The organism is Pseudomonas sp. AAC (genome assembly GCF_000725445.1).
Taxonomy (GTDB): Bacteria; Pseudomonadota; Gammaproteobacteria; order Pseudomonadales; family Pseudomonadaceae; genus Pseudomonas; species Pseudomonas citronellolis.
Map to the genome: position 1 here is coordinate 690777 of NZ_KL647097.1, position 23267 is coordinate 714043.

The 23267-nt window shown below is 67.8% G+C and carries 20 protein-coding genes; 7 read left to right on the forward strand and 13 right to left on the reverse strand.

Annotation, left to right across the window (positions count from 1 at the left end):
* Positions 1–33: 33 nt before the first annotated feature.
* From FG99_RS16865 to ppc, 6 genes are all read right to left on the reverse strand, one after another.
* On the reverse strand, positions 34–861 hold the full coding sequence (locus FG99_RS16865; RefSeq protein ID WP_043271253.1) for an isocitrate lyase/PEP mutase family protein: 828 nt from the start codon (positions 859–861) through the stop codon (positions 34–36).
* A 51-nt stretch (positions 862–912) separates the two neighbouring features.
* Complete coding sequence (locus FG99_RS16870; protein ID WP_141766176.1) at positions 913–1773, reverse strand: DUF72 domain-containing protein; 861 nt, start codon at positions 1771–1773, stop codon at positions 913–915.
* Complete coding sequence (locus FG99_RS16875; protein ID WP_043271257.1) at positions 1770–2120, reverse strand: hypothetical protein; 351 nt, start codon at positions 2118–2120, stop codon at positions 1770–1772. Before FG99_RS16875 ends, FG99_RS16870 begins: the two co-directional genes overlap by 4 nt.
* A gap of 63 nt (positions 2121–2183) precedes the next feature.
* Complete coding sequence (gene tsaB / locus FG99_RS16880; RefSeq protein ID WP_043271259.1) at positions 2184–2858, reverse strand: tRNA (adenosine(37)-N6)-threonylcarbamoyltransferase complex dimerization subunit type 1 TsaB; 675 nt, start codon at positions 2856–2858, stop codon at positions 2184–2186.
* Positions 2859–2945: 87 nt separating this feature from the next.
* Positions 2946–3593: an adenylate kinase gene (gene adk, locus FG99_RS16885; protein WP_043271261.1), complete on the reverse strand. Its 648-nt coding sequence runs from the start codon at positions 3591–3593 to the stop codon at positions 2946–2948.
* A 160-nt stretch (positions 3594–3753) separates the two neighbouring features.
* Complete coding sequence (ppc, locus tag FG99_RS16890; RefSeq protein WP_043271263.1) at positions 3754–6390, reverse strand: phosphoenolpyruvate carboxylase; 2637 nt, start codon at positions 6388–6390, stop codon at positions 3754–3756.
* 194 nt (positions 6391–6584) lie between these two features.
* Here ppc and FG99_RS16895 point away from each other — a divergent pair, with 194 nt between their 5' ends.
* Entirely contained in the window at positions 6585–6932 is a 348-nt protein-coding gene (locus FG99_RS16895) for a hypothetical protein (protein WP_009616546.1), read from the forward strand.
* Between the two features lie 416 nt (positions 6933–7348).
* On the opposite strand, the gene hda is transcribed toward FG99_RS16895, so the two are convergent.
* A complete protein-coding gene (hda, locus tag FG99_RS16900; protein ID WP_009616904.1) occupies positions 7349–8056 on the reverse strand; it encodes a DnaA regulatory inactivator Hda in 708 nt (235 codons plus the stop codon).
* Positions 8057–8200: 144 nt separating this feature from the next.
* A complete protein-coding gene (locus FG99_RS16905) occupies positions 8201–9241 on the reverse strand; it encodes a DUF2066 domain-containing protein (protein ID WP_043271265.1) in 1041 nt (346 codons plus the stop codon).
* Positions 9242–9456: 215 nt separating this feature from the next.
* Between FG99_RS16905 and purM the strand changes: the two genes are divergently transcribed.
* The 4 genes from purM (at position 9457) to FG99_RS16925 (ending at position 13326) form a co-directional block, all read left to right on the forward strand.
* A complete protein-coding gene (gene purM / locus FG99_RS16910; RefSeq protein WP_043271266.1) occupies positions 9457–10518 on the forward strand; it encodes a phosphoribosylformylglycinamidine cyclo-ligase in 1062 nt (353 codons plus the stop codon).
* Positions 10518–11168: a phosphoribosylglycinamide formyltransferase gene (gene purN, locus FG99_RS16915; RefSeq protein WP_009616901.1), complete on the forward strand. Its 651-nt coding sequence runs from the start codon at positions 10518–10520 to the stop codon at positions 11166–11168. Before purM ends, purN begins: the two co-directional genes overlap by 1 nt.
* 10 nt (positions 11169–11178) lie before the next feature.
* Entirely contained in the window at positions 11179–11895 is a 717-nt protein-coding gene (locus tag FG99_RS16920) for a DUF3108 domain-containing protein (RefSeq protein WP_009616899.1), read from the forward strand.
* A gap of 120 nt (positions 11896–12015) precedes the next feature.
* Positions 12016–13326 carry an IS4 family transposase gene (locus FG99_RS16925; protein ID WP_043268243.1) on the forward strand — a complete coding sequence of 437 codons (1311 nt, stop codon included), beginning with the start codon at positions 12016–12018 and terminating at the stop codon, positions 13324–13326.
* Between the two features lie 65 nt (positions 13327–13391).
* On the opposite strand, the gene FG99_RS16930 is transcribed toward FG99_RS16925, so the two are convergent.
* Positions 13392–13931, reverse strand: a complete 540-nt coding sequence (locus FG99_RS16930; RefSeq protein WP_043271268.1) for a DUF2058 domain-containing protein — start codon at positions 13929–13931, stop codon at positions 13392–13394.
* A 163-nt stretch (positions 13932–14094) separates the two neighbouring features.
* Between FG99_RS16930 and FG99_RS16935 the strand changes: the two genes are divergently transcribed.
* On the forward strand, positions 14095–15027 hold the full coding sequence (locus tag FG99_RS16935; protein WP_043271270.1) for an aspartyl/asparaginyl beta-hydroxylase domain-containing protein: 933 nt from the start codon (positions 14095–14097) through the stop codon (positions 15025–15027).
* Between the two features lie 208 nt (positions 15028–15235).
* Here FG99_RS16935 and mazG read toward each other — a convergent pair whose 3' ends face one another.
* From mazG to cysM, 4 genes are all read right to left on the reverse strand, one after another.
* Entirely contained in the window at positions 15236–16069 is an 834-nt protein-coding gene (mazG, locus tag FG99_RS16940; RefSeq protein WP_043271271.1) for a nucleoside triphosphate pyrophosphohydrolase, read from the reverse strand.
* A complete protein-coding gene (gene relA / locus FG99_RS16945) occupies positions 16062–18320 on the reverse strand; it encodes a GTP diphosphokinase (protein ID WP_009616890.1) in 2259 nt (752 codons plus the stop codon). The genes mazG and relA overlap by 8 nt, the downstream gene beginning before the upstream one ends.
* Positions 18321–18410: 90 nt before the next feature.
* Positions 18411–19775 (reverse strand): 23S rRNA (uracil(1939)-C(5))-methyltransferase RlmD, encoded by a 1365-nt coding sequence (rlmD, locus tag FG99_RS16950; RefSeq protein WP_043271273.1) that lies wholly within the window; start codon positions 19773–19775, stop codon positions 18411–18413.
* Between the two features lies 1 nt (position 19776).
* A complete protein-coding gene (gene cysM / locus FG99_RS16955) occupies positions 19777–20676 on the reverse strand; it encodes a cysteine synthase CysM (RefSeq protein ID WP_043271274.1) in 900 nt (299 codons plus the stop codon).
* A 332-nt stretch (positions 20677–21008) separates the two neighbouring features.
* Here cysM and FG99_RS16960 point away from each other — a divergent pair, with 332 nt between their 5' ends.
* Positions 21009–23237 (forward strand): TonB-dependent receptor domain-containing protein, encoded by a 2229-nt coding sequence (locus tag FG99_RS16960; protein WP_043271276.1) that lies wholly within the window; start codon positions 21009–21011, stop codon positions 23235–23237.
* Positions 23238–23267: the final 30 nt, after the last annotated feature.

Consider the following 23267-nt stretch of genomic DNA (forward strand, 5'->3'; position numbering starts at 1 on the left):
TGCAAAAGCGCCGATTCTACCGCAGCCCCCGGCTCAGCGCCGGAACAGCGCGTTGAGGCGGGCGAAGGACATGCCTTCCTGGGTCGCCTCCAGGCGCCCGCCGGCCAGTTCGCTGGCGGCGTGGAAGAAGGCGCCGTAGGCCACTCGCGCCAGCGACGAACCCAGGCTGACGCGCTTCACGCCCAGCTCGGCCAGGTCGCTCAGCGACAGTTGCAGGGCCGGCGAGCCGACCAGCACGTTCACCGGCCGCGGCGCCACCGCGCGCACCACTGCGTCGATCTGCTCGCGGGTGGTCAGGCCCGGCGCGTAGAGCACGTCGGCGCCGGCCTCGGCGAAGGCCACCAGGCGGCGGATGGTGTCGTCCAGGTCGTCGCGGCCGTGCAGCAGGTTCTCCGCGCGGGCCGCCAGGGTGAAGGGGAACTCCAGGGAATGCGCGGCCTGCACTGCCGCGCGTACACGCTCTACCGCCAGTTCGAAGGGATAGATGGGATCGTCCGGGCGGCCAGTGGCGTCCTCGATGGAGCCGCCGACCAGGCCGATGCTGGCGGCCAGGCGGATGGTCGCCACGCAATCCTCGGGCGCGTCGCCGTAGCCGTTCTCCAGGTCGGCGGCCACCGGCAGCGACGTCGCCTCGACGATGGCGCGGGCGTTGGCCAGGGCTTCCTCGCGGCTCACCTCGCCTTCGGCGTCGCAGCGGCCGAGAGCGAAGGCCAGGCCGGCGCTGGTGGTGGCCAGGGCCTCGAAGCCCAGGCCGGCGAGCATCTTCGCCGAGCCGGCGTCCCAGGGGTTGGGCAGGACGAACAGGCCGTCGCGGCGGTGCAGGGCCTGGAAGGCCAGGCCGCGTTCGTGTTGGGTGGTCATGGGGGCGCTCTCCGTGCGAATGGGAGCTTGCAGGTTAGCGCAACCGCGGCCTCAGAGCAGGCCCAGTTGCTCCACTTCCGGTTGCGGCAGTTGCAGCGCCGGCAGGCCCGGCAGACGCTCGGCCAGCAGGGCGTGGAAGCGCTGTGCCTGCTCGGCGGCGCGGTGGTTGTCCGGGGTGTGGAGGAACACGTGAGGCGTCAGGCCGTCTTCGATCCAGCCGGCCACCTTGTCCACCCAGGGCGTCAGGTAGGCCTGGTTGGCGTCCAGGTCCGGCCCGCCGATGAAGCGCACCTGCGGGCTGTCGCTGAAGGCCGCCGGGCGCACCGGAATCCTCGGTTTCTTCGACTGCGCATGGCGCACCGCCGGGTCATCGGACTGGCAGGCGAACAGCGCCCGCGAATCCAGGCAGATGCGTTCCACGCCGCGTTCATGGAGCAGGCGGTTGAGCAGCCGCTCCTCCTCGCCTTTCTCGAAGAACGCCGGGTGGCGCACTTCCACGGCGATGCGCCGGGCGCCGAACTCGTCCAGCCAGGCGGCCAGCTCGCCCAGGCGCTGCGGGCCGAAGCCGGCGGAAAGCTGCAGCCACAGCGGGCTCACCCGGCTGCCCAGCGGCGCCAGCAGGTCGAGGAAGTCGCGTGTGGCGCCGAACTGCTCGCGCAAATCGCCCTCGTGGCTGATGTCGCGGGGCAGCTTGGCGCAGAAGTGGAAGTCCGCCGGCATGGTCTGCGCCCAGCGCTGCAGCGTGTCGGCGCTGGGGCGGGCATAGAAGGTGGTGTTGCCCTCCACCGCGTTGAACACCTGGCTGTAGAAGCCCAGGGTGTCGGCCGGGCGCAGGTCGGCGGGGTAGAAGCTGCCGCGCCAGGCGGGCTCGTTCCACGACGGGCAGCCCAGGTAGTACGGCAGGCCCATCAGGCGTAGAGGTCGATGCCCAGCACTTCCGGGGCGTCGTAGCCGCCCAGCGGCAGGTTGGCGGTGCTGCTGTAGCTGGCCAGGGCCTGGGCGGCGCGGTTGCTGACCGGGCGCTGGTAGGCCAGGACGTCGCTGAGGACGATGGGCAGGCTGCCGGTGCCGGCGTTGCCCGGCTCCACGTAGCGCGTCTGCGCCTGCTGCTCCAGGCCCTGGCTGGCGGCCACCGAGGCCGGCTGCTCGCGACGCGCCTCGGCCTCGCGCATGACCTCGCGATAGGGCGTGACCGCAGTGCCGGGGCGGCTGCCGGAGTCGGGCGTGATGGAGTAGCTGGACAGGCCGTCGATGCGCATGTTCAGGGCTCAGCGGGTAAGGATTTCACTCTAGCGAGCGTCCAGGGGCTTGGCAATCGCCGGTCAGCCGGCCTTGGGCGTGGCCACGTTGTCGCGCAGGTAGACCGGCTGCGCCTGGTCCGCCGGCACGGCGTCGCCGCGTTCCCAGGCGAACAACGCCAGGTCCAGCAGGTCTCCGGCGTTGGGCAGCAGGCTGGCGTCCTCGGCCTGCACCTTAACCGCCAGGCGCTCGCGGTAGCCCCAGCCGGTGCCGGCGCCGAACCAGTCGCCCTCGGCGTCGCGCGGCAGCGCCACCTTTTCCGGCGGCAGTACCGCCTCGGCACCGGCCAGGCGCATCTCGCCCCGCTCCAGGCGGTAGCAACCCCAGTAGACCTCGTCCATGCGCGCGTCGATGGCGGCCGCCACCTGGCTGGCGCCGTGCTCGCGGTGGGCGCGCTGGGCCAGCACGGCGAGGTCGGAGATCGGCAACACCGGCTTGTCCAGGGCGAAGGCCAGGCCCTGCACCACGCCGATGGCGATGCGCACGCCGGTGAAGGCGCCGGGGCCGCGGCCGAAGGCGATGGCGTCCACCGCGCCCAAGGCGATGCCGGCCTCGTCGAGCAGTTCCTGCACCATGGGCAGCAGGCGCTTGGCGTGCAGCCGCGGGATCACCTCGTGGCGGCTGAAACGCCGGCCGTCGTGCAGCAGGGCGACGGAGCAGGCTTCGGTGGAGGTGTCCAGGGCCAGCAGGGTGGGCATCGGGGTCTTCCGGCAAGCTGAAAAAGGGCGGGCATTATAAACGCCAAAGGCCCGCAAGCGGGCCTCTGGTGCAGGTCGGGCGGCGACTCAGCTGAGCGCGGCCAGGACCTTGGCGGTAATCTGGTCCACCGAGCCGACGCCTTCGACGCGGCTGTACTTCGGGGTGCCTTCGACGGCGGCCAGCTTCTGGTAGAAGTCGACCAGCGGCTTGGTCTGGGTGTGGTAGACCGACAGGCGGTGGCGCACGGTCTCTTCGCGGTCGTCGTCGCGCTGGATCAGGTCTTCGCCGGTGACGTCGTCCTTGCCGGCGACCTTCGGCGGGTTGTGCTCGACGTGGTACACGCGGCCGGAGGCCGGGTGCACGCGGCGGCCGGCCATGCGGCTGACGATCTCTTCGTCGTCGACGGCGATCTCGACCACGTGGTCGATGCTCACGCCGGCTTCCTTCATGGCCTCGGCCTGGGGAATGGTGCGCGGGAAACCGTCGAACAGGAAGCCGTTGGCGCAATCGGGCTGGGCGATGCGCTCCTTGACCAGGTTGATGATCAGGTCATCCGAAACCAGGCCGCCGGCATCCATCACGCTCTTGGCCTGCAGGCCCAGCTCGGTGCCGGCCTTGACCGCTGCGCGCAGCATGTCCCCGGTGGAGATCTGCGGAATGCTGAACTTCTCGGTGATGAAGCGGGCCTGAGTACCTTTGCCGGCACCGGGCGCCCCGAGCAGAATCACACGCATCGATATGCTCCTTAGTCTTGTTGAAAGCGAAATCCCGGATCTGCCTTATGGGGCCTATCTGAACATGCTTGAAATGGCGCAGGAATACGCCGAAAGGCTGATCAAGATACACAGCGCACCCTGAGCGCACAAGCCACCGGAAAGTCGTGGCCGGGGCCGCTCAACCGGTGTTGCGCAGCCCCGCGGCGATGCCCGCCACCGTCACCAGCAGGGCCTGTTCCAGACCGCCGCAGGCGTCGCCTTCGCAGCGTCTGGAACGGGCCAGCAGCTCCGCCTGGAGCAGGTGCAGCGGGTCCAGGTAGATGTTGCGCACGGCGATGGATTCGCGCGTCTCTGTGGCCTGCGCCAGCAGGCGCTGCTGACCGGTCAGGCCGAGCACCACGCGCAGCGCCTGCGACAATAGGTCGCGTAAATGCGCACCTAATGGTCGCAGTTCCGATTGCACCAGACGTTCGTCGTAGAGTTGGGCGATTTCGCCGTCGGCCTTGGCCAGGACCATCTCCAGCATGTCGATGCGCGCGCGGAAGAACGGCCACTGCTCGCGCATGCGCTGCAGCAGGCTGCCCTCGCCGCGGTCGATGGCGTTGAACAGCGCGGTCTCCCAGCCCAGCCAGGCCGGCAGCATCAGCCGCGTCTGCGTCCAGGCGAAGATCCACGGGATGGCCCGCAGGCTCTCGATGCCGCCCTGGCGGCGCTTGGCCGGGCGGCTGCCCAGGGGCAGGCGGCCGAGTTCCTGTTCCGGCGTGGCCTCGCGGAAGTAGTCGACGAACTGCGGCGTCTCGCGCACCACCTGGCGGTAGGCGGCCAGGGAATCGGCGGCCAGGCGCTGCATTTCCTCGCGCCAGGCCGGCTCCGGCGCCGGCGGCGGCAGCAGCGTGGCCTCCAGCACCGCGGCCAGGTAGAGGTCGAGGTTCTGCCGGGCGATGCCGGGCAGGCCGAACTTGAAGCGGATCATCTCGCCCTGTTCGGTGGTGCGGAAGCGCCCGGCCACCGAGCTCGGCGGCTGCGAGAGGATGGCCGCATGGGCCGGGCCGCCGCCGCGCCCGACGGTGCCGCCGCGGCCATGGAACAGCAGCAGTTCGACGCCATGGGCGCGGCAGATGTCCACCAGCGCTTCCTGGGCGCGGTATTGCGCCCAGGCGGCGGCCAGGGTGCCGGCGTCCTTGGCCGAATCGGAGTAGCCGATCATCACTTCCTGCGGCCCGGCCAGAGCTTCGCGGTAGGCGTCCAGGCCGAGCAGGCGGTCGATGCAGGGGCCGGCGTTGTCCAGGTCGTCGAGGGTCTCGAAGAGTGGCACCACGCGCAGCGGCCGGCGCAACCCGCACTCCTTGAGCAGCAGTTGCACCGCCAGCACGTCGGACGGCTGGCCGGCCATGGAGATGACGTAGGAGCCCAGCGAGGCCGCCGGCGCGGCAGCCGCCACGCGGCAGGTGGCCAGGACTTCGGCGGTGTCGGCGCTGGCCTGGTAGTCCGCCGGCAGCAGCGGGCGATGGTTGCCCAGTTCCTCCAGGAGGAATTCCTGGCGCACCGCCTCGTCCCACTCCTGGTAGCGGCCCAGGCCCAGGTACTCGGTGATCTCGCTCAGGGCGGCGGCGTGGCGGCCGGAGTCCTGGCGGATGTCCAGGCGCGTCAGGAACAGGCCGAAGGTGGCGGCGCGGCGCAGGCTATCGAGCAGCGCGCCGTCTGCGATCACGCCCATGCCGCAGGCGTGCAGCGAGCGGTGGCACAGCTCCAGCGGCGCCAGCAGCTCGCGGTTGTCCTGCAGCACCGCCTCGGGTGCAACCTCGTCTTCGCTCAGCGCGCGCTGGGCCCAGGCCCGCGTGGCGCGCAGGCGTTCGCGCAGTTGCTTGAGCAGGGCGCGGTAGGGTTCGGCCACCTCGCCGGTTTCCGCCAGCAGCTCCTCGCTGGCCTGCTGCATGGACAGGTCGGCAGCCAGGCTGTCGACGTCGCGCAGGTAGAGATCGGCGGCCATCCAGCGCGCCAGCAGCAACACCTCGCGGGTGACGGTGGCGGTGACGTTGGGGTTGCCGTCGCGGTCGCCGCCCATCCAGGAGGCGAAGCGGATGGGCGCGGCCTGCAGCGGCAGGCGCTGGCCGGTGCAGCTTTGCAGGGTCTCGTCGACGTGGCGGAGGAAGTCGGGCACGGCGTGCCAGAGGGAATGCTCGATCACCGCGAAGCCCCACTTGGCCTCGTCCACCGGCGTTGGCCGGGTGCGGCGGATCTCGTCGGTGTGCCAGGCCTCGGCCACCAGCCGGCGCAGGCGCGTGTCCACCTGCTCGCGCTCTTCGGGGAGCAGGTCGGTGTGGTCCTTGGCCGCCAGTTGCGCGGCCATGGCGTCGTATTTCTGGATCAGGGTGCGCCGCGCCACTTCGGTGGGGTGCGCGGTGAGCACCAGTTCGATGTCCAGCTGCGCCACCTGGCGCGCCAGTTCCGCCGGCTCCACGCCGGCCTTGCGCAGGCGCCCCAGCAACTCGCCGAGCACGCGCTGCTCGAAGGGCTGCGGCTCCTTCGGCCCGCGGCGACGGATGCGGTGGTACTGCTCGGCGATGTTGGCCAGGTTGAGGAACTGGTTGAAGGCGCGCGCCACCGGCAGCAGCTCGTCCTCGCCCAGGCCGTCGAGGGCCGCCGCCAGCTGCCGCGCGCCTTCGGCAGAACCACGCCGCGCCGCCTTGGCGCCCTGGCGGATCAGCTCGACCTTGTCGAGGAAGGCCTGGCCGTACTGGTTGCGGATGGTCTGTCCGAGCAGTTCGCCCAGCAGGTGCACGTCCTCGCGCAGGCGCGCGTCGATATCCGCCATGGGGGTTCTCCGTGTCTGGATTCTCTTACAGTGCCGCCTGGCGACACTCACTGACAAGCGTGCGACGAACGCCCGCGATCCTGCTCCGACAGCGTCTAGGCTAGATGTGATCCCGAAGGATTCGGGAAATTCTTCCCGGCGGCCCCAAAAGGGCCGTCTTCCCCGCCGGCCACGAGCCGGCCCATGAGGTGAACATGAAGATCCGCGATCTGGTACGCCATTGGGAACAGAACGCCAGGGGGCGCATGACCAGCCACAGCTACAGCATCCCGCTGGACGTGGAAACCGCCGCGCGCCTGGCCGCGCTGCACGACATGTACCCCAAGCGCAGCGTCGAGGAACTGCTCGGCGAACTGGTCGGCTCGGCCCTGGAAGAGCTGGAGGCGAGCTTCCCCTACGTGAAGGGGCAGAAGGTGGTGGCGCTGGACGAACAGGGCGACCCGCTCTACGAGGACGTCGGCCCTACCCCGCGCTTCCTGCAGCTGTCGCGCAAGTACCTGCATGAGCTGACGGGGCACAAGGAAGAGCCGAGCCACAGCTGAGCGTAGGGCGCATAACGCCTATGGCGTTATCCGCCGTTTGGCCTTGGTCCCCGGCGCGCTTCGGGTTCGGTCACGGAGCGCCTGTTTCCGGGCACTCCGAGCCCCGTAGGATGGGTTGAGCGAAGCGATACCCATCACCACCACCGCATGGGTTTCGCAAGCTCAACCCATCCTACGAAACTACAGGGGAACGGTGTGGTTGGCACAGCGTAGGAGCGGATCTCATCCGCCTACGCCCTCCGGCAAACACAAGACCCGTAGGATGGCGTTGAGCGAAGCGATACCCATCGCCATGACCGCATGGGTTTCGCAAGCTCGACCCATCCTACGAAAAGCCCCGGCGCAACGTCGTAGGGCAAAGAGCGTACGGCTCCGGATAACTTGCAGCTTATGGCTTGCAGCTCCCCCGAAGGGGCCTACCAGCCCAGGGTTTCCTTGAGGAAGGGGATGGTCAGCTTGCGCTGGGCCTGCAGCGAGGCCTTGTCCAGTTCGTCCAGCAGGTCGAAGAGGAACTCCATGCTGCGCGCGCCGCGGGTGAGGATGAAGCGCCCGACTTCGTCGGTGAGGTGCAGGCCGCGGCGCGAGGCGCGCAGTTGCAGGGCGCGGAGTTTTTCCTCGTCGGTCAGCGGGTGCAGCTGGAAGATCAGCGAGAGGGTCAGCCGCGACTTCAGATCGGGCAGCTTGACCGGCAATTCGCGCGGCGGCATCGAGGCCGCCAGCAGCAGGCGGCGGCCGGCGTCGCGCAGGCGGTTGAACAGGTGGAACAGCGCCTCTTCCCACTCCGGCAGGCCGGCCAGGGCCTCGATGTCGTCGAGGCAGACCAGTTCCAGTTGTTCCAGATCGTCGAAGATCGCCGGACCGTATTGCACCAGCTCGGCCATCGGCAGGTACACCGAGGTCTCGCCGTACTGCTCGAAGCGCAGGCAGGCCGCCTGCAGCAGGTGGCTGCGCCCCACGCCCTCGACGCCCCACAGGTAGATGAGGCTTTCCGCCCAGCCGGCGTCGCAGTCGCACAGCCGCTCGACATACCCCAGCGCCGCGGCGTTGGTGCCGGGGTAGAAGTTGGCGAAGGTGGCATCGTCGCGCAGACGGATGCCCAGGGGGAGCTGCATAGGTTGTTTCATGCCGGGCGGGGCTTTTCTTCGAAAACGCTTACAGTGAAGCCGTACGGATCAAAAGTGTAACCAAATCATCATTTTGGCGCATCCGAAAAGGCGCCGGAGGCGCAGCATACTGCGAATCCGGCGCCAGGCCCACCCACGGCGTCATTACCAGCGGAAGCGCATGACGTTGCTCGGCGCCGCGGGCTGCGCCGGCAGCGGCTGGCCGTTGGCGTCCAGCGCCGGCTCGGCCGGCTCGGCCGGAGCCTCCTGCAGGTGCGCCAGACCCAGTTGGGCGCGCAGCTGGTCGGGGCTGGCGTTGAGGCGGTATTGCAGGTTGTCGCCCTGGGCCAGGACCAGCTTCGCGCCCATCGGGTCGAGCAGTTTCTGCAACTGGGCATAGCGTTCGAGGTTGGCGCCCTGCACCTGCAGGGTCAGGGCGCTGGCCGCGCCCGGCGCGCCGACGAAGCGCGGCGCCAGGCGCTGGCTGACCGCCAGCATCACGGCGTCGGCCAAGGCGTCCGGGCTGTCGCCCTGAACCTGGCCCTGTTCGCGCGAGTCGCCCAGCCACAGGCGCCATTGCGCCTGCCACTTGCCGCCGTCTTCCTTGGCGTCGACCGCCAGCAGGCCGTCGGCGGAATAGCGCTCGGAGGCGGCGCGCAGCGCGTCGGGCTGGGCGGCGGTGATGTTCTGCGCGGTGCCCACGCCCTGCTCGGAGAGGTCGGCCATCGGCAGCAGCAGCGGCAGGCCGCGGCGCTGGGCGGCGCGGTTGAGCGGCGCGGCGCCTTCCTGGCTGTCGCCCACCAGGCTGCTGCCGGCGGCGCTTTCGTTCAGCCACCAGGTCAGCAGGCTCGGACGGTTGGCGCCCCAGACCGGCAGGCCGGCCTGGCGCAGGGCGTTGTTCACCGAGGCGGGGTCGAAGTCCACCACCAGGGCCAGCGGCGGACCGTTCTCGTAGCCGTACTGGCTGATCAGTTGCTGCGGGTCCTTGAAGTAGCCGGCCAGCGCGCCGCTCTGGGCGGCGCGGGCATCGCCGGTCAGGCGCAGCACCAGGGTCTGCAGCGCGCGGGACAGGCCGGCGCTGCGCTCGTCCGGCTGCTGCGAGGCCACCGGCTCGTGCACCTGGTAGAGGTTGCCCAGCGCGGCGGCGAAGGACGGCAGGCTGAGCAACGACAGGCAGAGGATCAACAGGCGGGCGGTAAATCGCATGACAGGCTCTCGACGAACGGAGTAAGGAAGGGAACGGCACCTGGCAAGCCCCTCCGGAAGGCCTATACCTTAAACAGCCCTCCGGTCAGCGGCAACAGCGCGAGATGGCCGCTGCCGGGCAAGCCTGATAAAATCCCGCGCCTCCCGCGAGGTCGCCGCGAATCCTTCGCGCCGCGGCCGGCAGACGAATCACTCCTTTCTACAGGCCTGGATACATGAGCAGCAAGCAACCCTCGTTGAGCTACAAGGACGCCGGTGTGGACATCGACGCCGGCGAAGCCCTCGTCGAACGCATCAAAGGCGTCGCCAAGCGCACCGCGCGTCCTGAAGTCATGGGCGGCCTGGGCGGCTTCGGCGCGCTCTGCGAGATCCCGGCCGGCTACAAGCAGCCGGTGCTGGTTTCCGGCACCGACGGCGTCGGCACCAAGCTGCGCCTGGCGTTGAACCTGAACAAGCACGACAGCATCGGCCAGGACCTGGTCGCCATGTGCGTCAACGACCTGGTGGTCTGCGGCGCCGAGCCGCTGTTCTTCCTCGACTACTACGCCACCGGCAAGCTCAACGTCGACGTCGCCGCCACCGTGGTGACCGGCATCGGCGCCGGCTGCGAGCTGGCCGGCTGCTCGCTGGTCGGCGGTGAAACCGCCGAGATGCCCGGCATGTACGAGGGCGAGGACTACGACCTGGCCGGCTTCTGCGTCGGCGTGGTGGAGAAGGCCGAGATCATCGACGGCTCGAAGGTGGTCGCCGGCGACGCCCTGGTCGCCCTGCCCTCCTCCGGCCCGCACTCCAACGGCTACTCGCTGATCCGCAAGATCATCGAAGTCTCCGGCGCCGACATCGAGGCCACCCAACTCGACGGCAAGCCCCTGGCCGACCTGCTGATGGCGCCGACGCGCATCTACGTCAAGCCGCTGCTGCAGCTGATCGAGCAGACCGGCGCGGTCAAGGCCATGGCTCACATCACCGGCGGCGGCCTGCTGGACAACATCCCGCGCGTACTGCCGGACAACGCCCAGGCCGTGATCGACGTGGCCAGCTGGCAGCGCCCGGCGGTGTTCGACTGGCTGCAGGAGAAGGGCAATGTCGACGAGCACGAGATGCACCGCGTGCTGAACTGCGGCGTGGGCATGGTCATCTGCGTCGCCCAGGACCAGGTCGAGGCCACCCTCGCCTCCCTGCGCGCTTCCGGCGAGCAGCCCTGGGTCATCGGCCGCATCGACGCCTGCGCAGCGGACGCCGAACGCGTGGTGCTGAACAACCTGAAAGGCCACTGATGTCCCGTCCTTGCAATGTCGTGGTGCTGATTTCCGGCTCCGGCAGCAACCTGCAAGCACTGATCGACAGCCTGGCCGACGGCGCCACGCCGGCAACCATCCGCGCGGTGATTTCCAACCGCGCGGACGCCTACGGCCTGCAGCGCGCCGCCGCTGCCGGCATCGCCACCGAGGTCCTGGACCACAAGGGCTTCGCCGACCGCGAAGCCTTCGACGCCGAGCTGATCCGCCGCATCGACGCCCACGCCCCGGACCTGGTGGTCCTGGCCGGCTTCATGCGCATCCTCAGCTCGGCCTTCGTGCGCCACTACCACGGCCGCCTGCTGAACATCCACCCCTCGCTGCTGCCCAAGTACAAGGGCCTGCACACCCACCAGCGGGCGCTGGAGGCCGGTGACGCCGAGCATGGCTGCTCGGTGCATTTCGTCACCGAGGAACTCGACGGCGGCCCTCTGGTCGTACAGGCGGCAATCCCGGTAGAGTCGCAAGACACGCCGGAGACGCTCGCCGCGCGGGTGCACGTGCAGGAGCACCTGATCTACCCGCTGGCCATGCGCTGGTTCGCCGAAGGCCGTTTGCGCCTGGGCGAGCGAGGCGCCATGCTGGATGGCCAGGCGTTGCCGGCCACCGGCTACCCGTTCCGAACCTAGGAGATTCGCGATGCGTAGAGTCCTGCTGTTCCTGATGGCCCTGCTGACGTTGCCGGCGTATGCCGCCTCGTTCCAGATCAAGCCGTTCGAGGCCAGCTACACCGCGGACTGGAAGCAGATGCCGCTGAGCGGGACCGCTTCCCGCAGCCTCAAGCAAGGCGACGGCGGCAACTGGGAACTCGACTTCCAGGCCTCCATGCTGCTCGCCAGCCTGAAGGAGAGCAGTTCCTTCAAGGTCGAAGGCGACACCTATCTGCCGCAGACCTACCACTGGGCCCGCGAGGGCCTGGGCAAGAACAAGTCCACCGACCTGCAGTTCGACTGGGCGCAGAAACAGGTCACCGGCAGCGACCGAGGCGACGCCGTGCGCCTGCCGCTGAACCGCGGCCAGCTCGACAAGTCCACCTACCAGTTGGTGCTGCAGCACGACGTCGCCGTCGGCAAGAAGAGCATGAGCTATCAGGTGATCGAGGGTACCGACACCGATACCTACGACTTCCGCGTGCTCGGCGAGGAGAAGGTCGCCACCCAGGCCGGCCAGATCGACGCCATCAAGGTCGAGCGCGTGCGCGACCCGACCAAGAGCAACCGCAAGACCGTCCTCTGGTTCGCCAAGGACTGGGACTACCTGCTGGTGCGCCTGTACCAGCAGGAGACCGACGGCAAGGAGTACCAGATCATGCTCAAGGACGGCACCGTCGACGGCAGGCAGGTCAAGGGCTCGTAACCTCGGGCAGCATGAAAAAAGCCGGGCATCCGCCTAATGCCAGTCAGTTAAGGCTGACACATTGACCTTTAGTCTGCAGGCCGCAAAATCCGATGCTTGGAAACGAGCATCGGATTTTTTATGCGCCTGTCACAAGCCCTGTCCCTCACTCACGAAATGGCATCGCGGCCTCATGCGCTGGAGGGGCTGGGAGCTTTGCTCGATCCAGACATCGTGAAACAGGCTTTCGAGACTGCAGGTGTCTCGACCATTCGCAAGCGTCGTCTTCCGCTTGAAAGCCTGGTGTGGTGCATCATCGGCATGGCGTTGTTCCGCCGGATGTCGGCTTGGGATGTCGTGAACCACATGGACATCATGCTACCGGGCAAGCGGCCGCTGGTGGCGCCCAGCGCTGTTGTGCAAGGGCGGCAGCGGCTGGGTAGCGAAGCTGTACGCGAAGTCTTTACGCTGACCCAGCAGCGATGGCACGAAGAAACCAAACATCCGCAGTGGTTGGGATTGACGCTGCTTGGCGTGGACGGCGTTGTCTGGAATACGCCTGATACCGCAGAAAATCGTGCGTGCTACGGCAGCGCGACCAACCAGCATGGTGACGGCAGCTTTCCTCAAGTTCGGATGGTCTGTCAGATGGAGCTGACCAGCCATCTACTGATAAGCAGCACTTTCGAGGGCTATCACAGTAGCGAAATGAAGCTGGCAGAACAGCTGATCGCCACCACGCCGAATCATTCGTTGACCCTGTTCGACAAAGGTTTCTACTCGTTGGGCTTGCTGCATCACTGGCAATCGCACGGCGAGCATCGACACTGGCTGATCCCTTTGAAAAAGGGCACTCAGTATGAGGTAGAGCACAAGCTTGGGCGCAATGATGCCCAGGTCGTTCTGCGTACATCGCCTCAGGCTCGCAAACAATGGCCAGACTTGCCGTTGGAAATTCGAGCGAGGTTGCTGAGCAAAACGATCAAAGGAAAGGTGGTGAGCGTCTTGACCTCAATGACCGATCCGCTGCGTTTCCCTGGCGATGAGATCGTCGATCTTTACAGTCAGCGCTGGGAAATCGAACTGGGCTATCGGGAGATCAAGCAAGGACTTTTGGGCGGCGAATACACCCTGAGAAGCAAGACTCCGGAGATGATTGCGCAAGAACTGTGGGGCGTGCTGCTGGGCTACAACCTGTTACGTTATCAGATGGTACAGATGTCGAGGCAGTGCCCGGGGGTATACCCATGCGAAATGAGTTTTACCGCCTGCAGTTGGGCAATCCTGGGCTTGCTGCATGGCACGTCGCTGAACCATCCCGGTAACTTGCCAGGATTTCTGGCAGATTTGCAGGCCTCAGCGGCGCAGTATGTCCTACCTCATCGGCGACCTGATCGCTGGTTCCCGAGAACGGTGAAGCAGCGACCAGCAAAATATTCGACACGAAAATGAAAATGCCAGTCAGCTTAACTGACTGGCATTAGGGCATCCGCCCGGCTTTTTCGTTTCCGCAGCTGTCACCACATGAGGTCGTCGGGCACCACGTAGTCCTTGTACGGATCGTCCTCGTCCGGCTCGCCGCTGGGCTCGTTGAGCAGCACCACGCGGCGCTCGTCGCGCTCCTGGATGCGCAGCGCGGCATCGCGCGGGACTATCTCGTAGCGCCCGTCGTAACTGACGATGGCCAGGCTGCCGCGGCTGAGCTTGTCGCGGATCAGGGCGTTCACCGCGATGCGCTTGACCTTCTTGGCGTCGACGAAGTTGTAGTAGTCGTCGCCCTCCATCCTGGGCAGGCGGGTGCCTTCGATCAGTTGCTTGACCTGCGCGGCGCGAGCCTTCTTCTCGGCTTTCTCCTGCTGCTGGCGGTTCAGCTCCTGGTCGCGGGCCAGCTTTTCGGCCTGGGCCTGCAACGCGGCCTGGCGCTGGCTGTCGTCCTTCTCGGCCTGGCCCTTGTGCTCCAGGCGCTGCTGTTTCTGCTTCTGCTTGCTGGCCTGCTTGGCCTGCTTTTCGTTGACCAGCCCGGCTTTCAGCAACTGGTCACGCAATGACATGCTCATTGGCTAACGACTCTCCGACAGCCTGCGAATATGACGCAGGACAATTCTGACGTGGCGGAAAATTCAGCGGCGACGCGCGCTGAGGGTATAATCCTCGGGCCTGTGTCGGCGTTGCGCAAGTGGCCGGCCGTTTTTCAGCCAAACAGGGCGGACTCGCCATCCCATGATCAAGCTCCTCGTCCTCGCGATCCTCGCCATCTTCCTCATCGCCATTCTCTACGTGCACCTGCGCGGCAAGGTACGCCTGCCGTTCCTGCGCCAGGTGGTCAACCACTCGGCCTGGTTCGCCCCGTACAACTCGCTGATGTACCTGAACTCCAGCGTACCCTCCAAGCCCTACCTGGACCGTGAGCGCTTCCCGGAACTCGACAAGCTGCGCGACAACTGGCAGATGATCCGCGAGGAAGCCGAGCAGCTGTTCGACGAGGGCTACATCCGCGACGCCCTGAACAACAACGAGGCGGGCTTCGGCTCCTTCTTCAAGAAGGGCTGGACGCGCTTCTACCTGACCTGGTACGACGGCCCCCTGCCCTCCGCGCAGCGCCTGTGCCCGAAGACCGTGGAGCTGGTCAGCAGCATCCCCAACGTCAAGGGCGCGATGTTCACCCGCCTGCCGCCGAACAGCCACCTGAACAAGCACCGCGACCCCTACGCCGGCTCCCTGCGCTACCACCTGGGCCTGGCCACGCCGAACTCGGACGCCTGCCGCATCTTCGTCGACGGCCAACCCTACGCCTGGCGCGACGGCGAGGACGTGATGTTCGACGAGACCTTCGTGCACTGGGTGAAGAACGAGACGGACGAATCGCGCCTGATCCTCTTCTGCGACGTCGAGCGTCCGCTCAAGTCGCCGCTGCTGACGCGCATCAACCGCCGCGTCAGCGCCTTTCTCGGCCGCGCCACGGCGCCGCAGAACGTCGAGGGCGAGCGCGTCGGCGGGATCAACCAGGCCTACTCGGTGCTGATTCGTATCGGCAACGGCGTGGGTGCTCAGGTGAAGAAGTTCAAGCGGCGCTATCCCAAGGCCTACCGCATCGGTCGGCCGATTCTGGCGGTGCTGTTGCTGGTATTGCTGATTCGCTGGATGTTCACGTAGGAGGTGCCGGCGCGATTCGCGGATGAGACTCTACGATTCCAGGGAAGCACGGCCTTTCGTAGGATGGCGTTGAGCGAAGCGATACCCATCACCACGGCAGCATGGGTATCGCAAGCTCAACCCATCCTACGAAGAGCGCCTCGGAGCAAGACAGTTGCTCCTACAAGAAGCCCCGGCGAACCGGGGCTTTTTTCGTAACGCCGGCGAACTAACCACACCCCAGCGGATTCGTCTCCTCCCGCTTGGCCTCGCCCCACAGCGCATCCAGCTCTTCCAGGCTGCACTCCTCGGCCTTGCGGCCCTGGTCGCGCAGGGTGGTCTCGATGTAGCGGAAGCGCCTTTCGAACTTGCCATTCGCCGCGCGCAGGGCGGTTTCCGGGTCGACTTTCAGGTGCCGGGCCAGGTTGACCACCACGAACAGCAGGTCGCCGATCTCCTCTGCCTGGGCTTCGGCGTCGCCGTCGGCCATGGCTTCCAGCACTTCGTCCAGCTCTTCGCGCAGCTTGTCCACCACCGGCAGGGCTTCCGGCCAGTCGAAGCCGACCTGGGCGGCGCGCTTCTGCAGCTTGGCCGCGCGGCTGAGGGCCGGCAGCGCCACCGGCACGTCGTCCAGCAGCGACAGTTGCACCGGCTCGGCGGCCTTGGCCGCGCGCTCCTCGGCCTTGAGTTCTTCCCAGCGCTGCTTCACCGCCGCTTCCGCCAGCTTCGCCGCGTCGGGTTCGCCGTACAGGTCGCCGTCGGGGAACACATGGGGATGGCGGCGGACCAGCTTGGCGGTGATGCCGTGGACCACCGCGTCGAAGTCGAAGCGCTGCTCCTCGCGGGCCAGCTGGGCGTAGTAGACCACCTGGAACAACAGGTCGCCGGCCTCCTCGCGCAGGTGGTCGAAGTCGCCGCGCTCGATGGCGTCGGCGACCTCGTAGGCCTCCTCGATGGTGTAGGGGGCGATGCTCGCGTAGTCCTGCTTGAGGTCCCAGGGGCAGCCGTGCTGCGGGTCGCGCAGGCGCGCCATGAGGTACAGCAGGTCGTCGAGCTTATACATCCTTGCCACCCGCGCGGTCGCGCCGCGCCTCGATGATGTTGGGCAACTGCGAGATGCGCGCCAGCAGGCGGCCCAGGGAATCCAGGCCGGGGATCTCGATGGTCAGGCGCATGGTCGCGGTGTTGTCGTCCTTGTCCGAGCGGGTGTTCACCGCCAGCACGTTGATGCGTTCGTTGAGCAGTACCTGGGACACATCGCGCAGCAGGCCGGAACGGTCGTAGGCGCGGATGACGATGTCCACCGGGTAGGTCTGCACCGGCACCGGGCCCCAGCTCACCTGGATCATCCGCTCCGGCTCGCGGCCGGCCAGTTGCAGCACGGTGGCGCAATCCTGGCGGTGGATGGTGACGCCGCGGCCGAGGGTGATGTAGCCGACGATCGGGTCGCCCGGCAGTGGCTGGCAGCAGCCGGCCATCTGCGTCAGCAGGTTGCCCACGCCCTGGATCTGGATGTCGCCGCGCTTGCCGTGGCCGAGGCGGCTGGGCTTGCGCGGGATGAGTTCGAGCTGCTCGTTGCCGCGCTCCGGCTCCACCAGCGCCTGGGCGTAGTTGACCACGTGGGCCAGGCGCAGGTCGCCGGCGCCTAGGGCCGCAAACAGGTCCTCGCCGGTCTTGTAGTTGGCCTTCTCGGCCAGCTTCTCGAAGTCCACCGGCGGCAGCGCCAGGCGCCCCAGTTCGCGTTCGAGCATGGCCTTGCCGGCGGCGACGTTCTGGTCGCGGGCCTGCAGCTTGAACCAGTGGACGATCTTCGCCCGCGCCCGCGAGGTGGTGACGTAGCCGAGGTTCTGGTTCAGCCAGTCGCGGCTCGGGCCGCTGTGCTTGCCGGTGATGATTTCCACCTGCTCGCCGGTCTGCAGGCTGTAGTTCAGCGGCACGATGCGCCCGTTGATCTTGGCGCCGCGGCAGTTGTGGCCCACCTCGGTGTGCACGCGGTAGGCGAAGTCCAGCGGCGTGGAACCCTTGGGCAGGTCGATGGCGTGGCCGTCGGGGGTGAACACGTACACCCGGTCCGGCTCGATGTCCACGCGCAGCTGCTCGGCCAGGCCGCCGATGTCGCCCAGCTCCTCGTGCCACTCCAGGACCTGGCGCAGCCAGGAGATCTTCTCCTCGTAGTGGTTGGAGCCGGACTTGACGTCGGTGCCCTTGTAGCGCCAGTGCGCGCACACGCCCAACTCGGCTTCCTCGTGCATAGCGTGGGTGCGGATCTGCACTTCCAGCACCTTGCCCTCGGGGCCGATCACCGCGGTGTGCAGCGAGCGGTAGCCGTTTTCCTTGGGGTTGGCGATGTAGTCGTCGAATTCCTTGGGGATGTGCCGCCACAGGGTGTGCACGATGCCCAGCGCGGTGTAGCAGTCGCGCATCTCCGGGACCAGCACGCGCACCGCGCGCACGTCGTAGATCTGGCTGAAGTCCAGGCCCTTGCGCTGCATCTTCCGCCAGATCGAGTAGATGTGCTTGGCGCGGCCGGACAGGTCGGCCTTGATGCCGGTGGCGGCCAGGGCGTCCTTGAGCTGCTGCATCACGGTGGCGATGTACTGCTCGCGGTCCAGGCGGCGCTCGTGCAGCAGCTTGGCGATCTGCTTGTACTGGTCGGGCTCCAGGTAGCGGAAGGACAGGTCCTCCAGCTCCCACTTGATGTGGCCGATGCCCAGGCGGTGCGCCAGCGGCGCATAGATGTCGAACACCTCGCGGGCGACGCGCATGCGCTTCTCCTCGTCGGCGTTCTTCACCGCGCGGATGGCGCAGGTGCGCTCGGCCAGCTTGATCAGCGCGACGCGCACGTCGTCGACCATGGCCACCAGCATCTTGCGCAGGTTCTCGATCTGCGCCTGGGTGCCCAGCACCATGGATTGCCGCGGGTTGAGGCTGGCGCTGATCGCCGCCATGCGCAGCACGCCCTCGATCAGCTTGGCCACCACCGGGCCGAAGCGCTGCTGCACTTCCTCCAGCTTGACCTTGCCCTCGCGGACGCCACGGTAGATCACCGCGGCCACCAGCGACTCCTGGTCCAGCTTGAGGTCGGCGAGGATCTCGGCGATCTCAAGGCCGGTCTGGAAGCTCGAAGTGCCATCGGCCCAGGCGGCTTCCACCTGGCTGACCGCCTTGTTCTCGGCCTCGCGGGCGAACTCGCAGGCCTCCAGCAGGACCTTGCGATCCAGCACCGGGACCAGGGTCTGGACGTGGTCCAGCCAGGCCTCGAGGTTGATGCTGCCGTCGGTGTTGACCGGCTGGTGCGCTCTCACCTGTACCATCTTGTCTACCCTTCCCCACGGTGTGCCGTGGCACACCGCTCGACTGCGCCGGCCTTTCTGGCGTGGGCCGGTCGGATTGCGCAGGTCGTCCTAACCTACCTCGAACAGAGCCATCGCCTCCACATGCGCCGTCTGCGGGAACATGTCGAGGATTCCGGCACGCTTCAGGCGATAGCCCTGACGGGCCAGTTCGCCGGCGTCGCGCGCCAGGGTCGCCGGGTTGCAGGACACATAGAGTACCCGCTCGGCGCCCAGTTCACGCATGCCCCGTGCCATCTCGAGCGCGCCGTCACGCGGCGGGTCGAGCAGCACGGCGGAAAATCCCTTGGCCGCGTCCCCGGCGAACCAGCGCGCCGCGGACAGCGGCTGCGCCAGGTCGGCCTGGTGGAACACGGCGTTGTCCAGGCCATTGGCCCGGGCGTTGGCCGCGGCGCGCGCGACCATGCTTTGCACGCCTTCCACGCCCACCACGCAGGCGGCGCTTCGGGCCAGCGGCAGGGCGAAATTGCCCAGGCCACAGAACAGGTCTAGCACCCGTTCCGCCGGTGCGGGGGCCAACCAGTCCAGCGCCTGCGCGACCATGGCCGCGTTGACCGGCTCGTTGACCTGGACGAAGTCCCCCGGCCGGTAGGCCAGGGTCAGGTCCCAGGCGTCCAGGCGGTAGCCCAGGCGCCCTTCGCCGTCGGCCGGCGTCGGTTCGCCGTCGCCCTGCAGCCACAGCTGCACATCCCGTGCCGAACAGAAGGCCCGGAGGCGTTCGAGGTCGGCGGCGGGCAGAGGTTCGGTGTGGCGCAGCAGCAAGGCGCAGGCGGTGCCGTGGAACAGCTCGACGTGGCCGATGGCCCGCGGCCGCTGGAACCCCTGCAGCAGCGCCGGCAACGCGCGGGCAAGAGTCTGCAGCTCGGGCACCAGCACCAGGCAGTCGTCGAAGGCAACGATGGCCTGGCTGGCGGCGGCGCGGAACCCCACCTCCAGGCGCTGGGCCTTGGCATCCCAGCGCACGGCGATGCGGGCCCGGCGGCGGTAGCCGAATTCGGGGCCGGCCAGGGGCGCTGCCCACTCTTCCGGGACGATGTCGCCGAAGCGCTGCAGCTGCTCGGCCAGGGTGCGCTGCTTGAGCGCCAATTGTCCGGCGTGGGGCAGGTGCTGCAGGGTGCAGCCGCCGCACTTGCCGGCCACCGTGCAGGGCTCGGCGCGGCGCTCCGGCGCGGCGGCCAGGATGCGTTCACCGCGGGCGTCCACCACCTGGCTGCGCGCGGCCAGCACGCGGGCCTCGACCTCTTCCCCGGGCAGCGCGCCGGCGACGAACCAGGTGCGCCCTTCCAGGTGCGCGATGCCGCGGCCGTCATGGGCCAGGCGCTCGATGCGCAGGCGCTGCTTCTTGCCCACCGGCACGCCGGCGTTGCGGGCGCCGCCGCTGGGCTGGAAGCGCAGGCCGCTTCTGTGCTTGGCCATGTCAGCTGGGGTCGTAGATTCCGGAGGACAGGTAGCGGTCGCCGCGGTCGCAGATGATCGCCACCAGCACCGCGTTCTCCAGTTCGCGGGACAGGCGCAGCATGGCCGCCACCGCACCGCCGGAGGACACGCCGCAGAAGATGCCTTCCTCGCGGGCCAGCCGGCGCATCACGTCCTCGGCCTCGCTCTGGTGCATGTCCACCACGCGGTCGACGCGGCTAGCGTCGAAGATCTTCGGCAGGTATTCCTGCGGCCAGCGGCGGATGCCGGGGATGGACGAGCCTTCCATCGGCTGCAGGCCGACGATCTGCACCGCCGGGTTCTGCTCCTTGAGGTAGCGCGACACGCCCATGATGGTGCCGGTGGTGCCCATGGAGCTGACGAAGTGGGTGATCTCGCCGTTGGTCTGGCGCCAGATCTCCGGGCCGGTGCCCTGGTAGTGGGCCACCGGGTTGTCGCCGTTGGCGAACTGGTCCAGCACCTTGCCCTTGCCTTCGCGCTGCATCTGGTCGGCCAGGTCGCGGGCGCCTTCCATGCCCTGCTCCTTGCTCACCAGGATCAGCTCGGCGCCGTAGGCGGTCATGGCCGCCTTGCGTTCGGCGGTGGAGTTGTCCGGCATGATCAGGATCATGCGGTAGCCCTTGATCGCCGCGGCCATCGCCAGGGCGATGCCGGTGTTGCCGGAGGTGGCCTCGATCAGGGTGTCGCCGGGGCGGATGTCGCCACGCAGCTCCGCGCGGGTGATCATCGACAGCGCCGGGCGGTCCTTCACGGAGCCGGCCGGGTTGTTGCCTTCGAGTTTCACCAGCAGGGTGTTGGAGGTTTCCCCGGGCAGGCGCTGCAGGCGCACCAGCGGAGTATTGCCGATGCACTCGGCGATGGTGGGGTACTGCACGGTCATGGAGTCGCTCGTCGTCAGCAAGGCCAATCTGGATAGCGGCCTATGATACCGGTAAACCGCCGCCGGCCATATCGGCAAGCGCAGCGAGTGGCATCGGCGGCGGCATCCGCATCTGCCTCGCCGTCCCGGATTCCTTGCTCGGAGACCGGAACATCCGCGTAGGAAATCTCCGCAATTAACATGCTGCCACAATGCGTTCCAGCCCCCATGAGCCGGGCGCTGCAGTGCGATTTCAGGCCTCTGCGGACATATGCAGTAACTTTCATGAAGATGAAAATGATTTACGTTACCGACAGGCTCCGCCGCCATCACGAGCAGTCAGGAGCCTACCGATGTCCATTCCTCTTTCCCGCACTTCCCTGGCCGGCGCCATCGCCCTGGCCATGGCCGGCCAGGCCCAGGGCAACGACACCCTGAGCCTGGGCGACACCGTGGTCACCGCCGCCGGCTACGAACAGAAGGTCACAGAAGCGCCGGCCAGCATCAGCGTGCTGACCCGCGAGGAACTGCAAGAGAAGCGCTACAGCAACCTGGCCGAGGCCCTGGAAGACGTCGAAGGCGTCGACATCGGCCAGAGCACCGGCAAGACCGGCGGCCTGAACATCAGCATCCGCGGCCTGCCCAGCGACTACACCCTGGTGCTGATCGACGGCCGCCGGCAGAACAGCGCCGGCAACATCACCCCCAACGGCTTCGGCGAGACCTCCACCAGCTTCATGCCGCCGCTCTCGGCCATCGAGCGCATCGAGGTGATCCGCGGCCCCATGTCCACCCTCTACGGCTCCGACGCCATGGGCGGGGTGGTCAACATCATCACCCGCAAGGTGGCCCGCGAATGGGGCGCCAGCCTCAGCCTCGACCACACCGTCCAGGAACACCGCGACTACGGCGACAGCAGCGGCACCAGCCTCTACGCCAGCGGCCCGCTGGTGGCCGACCGGCTCGGCCTGAACCTGCGCGGCAGCTTCTTCGACCGCAGCGCCTCGGACCTGAGCTTCGACGACGGCGCCACCGTCAGCCGCCGCGGCGCCTCCCCGGTGGAAGGCCAGAACTACAACATCGGCAGCCGCCTGACCTTCACCCCCAACGCCGAGCACGACATCTCCCTGGACTTCGAGCGTGGTCGCCAGGCGTACAACAACGACGACTGCCAGCTGGGCACCCTCGACGGCAAGGCCGGCGGCAGCGCCACCGACGGTTGCAACCGCGACGCACCGACACGCGCCAACGGCTACAAGGACGAACTGCGCTTCGAGCGCGACCAGTTCGCCCTCTCCCACACCGGCCGCCTGGGCTTCGGCACCCTAGACAGCAGCCTGACGCACAGCACCACCGAGACCATCGGGCGCACCATCCCCGGCACCGTCGGGCGGCCCTACAGCGGCTACCCGTCGATCGTCGGCGGCGACGACCGCACCCTCAAGTCCACCGACCTGGTGCTGGACAGCAAGCTGGTGATGCCCCTGGGCGAGGCGCACATGTTCACCCTCGGCGGCCAGTACTGGGACGCGAAGGTCGAGGACGGCATCGCCACCGAGGAATTCCAGCAGAGTTCCTGGGCGCTGTTCGCCGAGGACGAGTGGCGCCTGCGCCAGGACCTGGCGCTGACCCTCGGCGGCCGCTACGAGGACCACGAGGCCTTCGGCGGGCACTTCAGCCCGCGCGCCTACCTGGTGTGGAACACCACCGACAGCTGGACGCTCAAGGGCGGCGTCAGCCAGGGCTACAAGACGCCCACGCTGAACCAGCTGCACGACGGCATCAACGGTGTCAGCGGCCAGGGCCAGATCCTCACCATCGGCAGCCCCGACCTGGACCCGGAAACCAGCACCAACACCGAATTCGGCGTCTACTACGACAACCTCGCCGACTTCAACGCCAACCTCACGCTGTTCCATACCCGCTTCAAGGACAAGATCGACAGCGGCACCCCGATCCCCAACTGCAACTGGCCGGACGCGCCGAACCAGGCCGGCTGCATCGACATGGGCAGCAGCTTCCTGCAGGAGAACTTCGCCCAGCAGGTGAACATCGGCAAGGCCCGCACCCAGGGCGTGGAACTGGCCGGACGCTGGGCCTTCGCCCCGGCCCTGAGCGCCTCGCTGAACTACACCTACACCGACAGCGAGCAGCTCAGCGGCGACGACAAGGGCGCCCCGCTGACCAACACCCCGCGACACATGGCCAACCTGCGCCTGGACTGGCAGGCCAGCGAGCGCCTGAAGCTCTGGCTGAAGGGCGAATACCACGGCGAGCGGGCGCGCTTCACCGCGCGCTACGCCAACCTCAACGCGACCAACCAGGCCATCGCCGACCAGTTGGGCGACCTCGACGCCTACCAGGTGTTCCACCTCGGCGGCTCGTTCAAGGCCACGCGCAACCTGACGCTGAACGCCACCCTGTACAACCTGTTCGACAAGGACTTCCTCGGCGGCGACTCCTACACCGCCGCCAACGGCACCACGGGCTGGGCCTCGCACTACATCCAGGGCAGCGCGGGGACCAGCGGTACCCTGGAGGAAGGGCGCCGGCTGTGGCTGTCGGCGGTGATGGAGTTCTGACGGCCGCCGGTCGCCTGGCGCCGCACGGCG

Excerpts from the sequence above, each read along its gene's own strand:
- purM (WP_043271266.1), top strand. The coding sequence starts at position 9,457 with ATGAGCAGCAAGCAACCCTCGTTGAGCTACAAGGACGCCGGTGTGGAC.
- ppc (WP_043271263.1), bottom strand. The coding sequence starts at position 6,390 with ATGGCGGATATCGACGCGCGCCTGCGCGAGGACGTGCACCTGCTGGGC.
- rlmD (WP_043271273.1), bottom strand. The coding sequence starts at position 19,775 with ATGGCCAAGCACAGAAGCGGCCTGCGCTTCCAGCCCAGCGGCGGCGCC.
- hda (WP_009616904.1), bottom strand. The coding sequence starts at position 8,056 with ATGAAACAACCTATGCAGCTCCCCCTGGGCATCCGTCTGCGCGACGAT.
- FG99_RS16925 (WP_043268243.1), top strand. The coding sequence starts at position 12,016 with ATGCGCCTGTCACAAGCCCTGTCCCTCACTCACGAAATGGCATCGCGG.
- FG99_RS16920 (WP_009616899.1), top strand. The coding sequence starts at position 11,179 with ATGCGTAGAGTCCTGCTGTTCCTGATGGCCCTGCTGACGTTGCCGGCG.
- FG99_RS16865 (WP_043271253.1), bottom strand. The coding sequence starts at position 861 with ATGACCACCCAACACGAACGCGGCCTGGCCTTCCAGGCCCTGCACCGC.
- cysM (WP_043271274.1), bottom strand. The coding sequence starts at position 20,676 with ATGACCGTGCAGTACCCCACCATCGCCGAGTGCATCGGCAATACTCCG.
- purN (WP_009616901.1), top strand. The coding sequence starts at position 10,518 with ATGTCCCGTCCTTGCAATGTCGTGGTGCTGATTTCCGGCTCCGGCAGC.
- FG99_RS16960 (WP_043271276.1), top strand. The coding sequence starts at position 21,009 with ATGTCCATTCCTCTTTCCCGCACTTCCCTGGCCGGCGCCATCGCCCTG.
- FG99_RS16875 (WP_043271257.1), bottom strand. The coding sequence starts at position 2,120 with ATGCGCATCGACGGCCTGTCCAGCTACTCCATCACGCCCGACTCCGGC.
- FG99_RS16935 (WP_043271270.1), top strand. The coding sequence starts at position 14,095 with ATGATCAAGCTCCTCGTCCTCGCGATCCTCGCCATCTTCCTCATCGCC.
- mazG (WP_043271271.1), bottom strand. The coding sequence starts at position 16,069 with ATGTATAAGCTCGACGACCTGCTGTACCTCATGGCGCGCCTGCGCGAC.
- adk (WP_043271261.1), bottom strand. The coding sequence starts at position 3,593 with ATGCGTGTGATTCTGCTCGGGGCGCCCGGTGCCGGCAAAGGTACTCAG.
- relA (WP_009616890.1), bottom strand. The coding sequence starts at position 18,320 with ATGGTACAGGTGAGAGCGCACCAGCCGGTCAACACCGACGGCAGCATC.
- FG99_RS16930 (WP_043271268.1), bottom strand. The coding sequence starts at position 13,931 with ATGAGCATGTCATTGCGTGACCAGTTGCTGAAAGCCGGGCTGGTCAAC.
- tsaB (WP_043271259.1), bottom strand. The coding sequence starts at position 2,858 with ATGCCCACCCTGCTGGCCCTGGACACCTCCACCGAAGCCTGCTCCGTC.
- FG99_RS16905 (WP_043271265.1), bottom strand. The coding sequence starts at position 9,241 with ATGCGATTTACCGCCCGCCTGTTGATCCTCTGCCTGTCGTTGCTCAGC.
- FG99_RS16895 (WP_009616546.1), top strand. The coding sequence starts at position 6,585 with ATGAAGATCCGCGATCTGGTACGCCATTGGGAACAGAACGCCAGGGGG.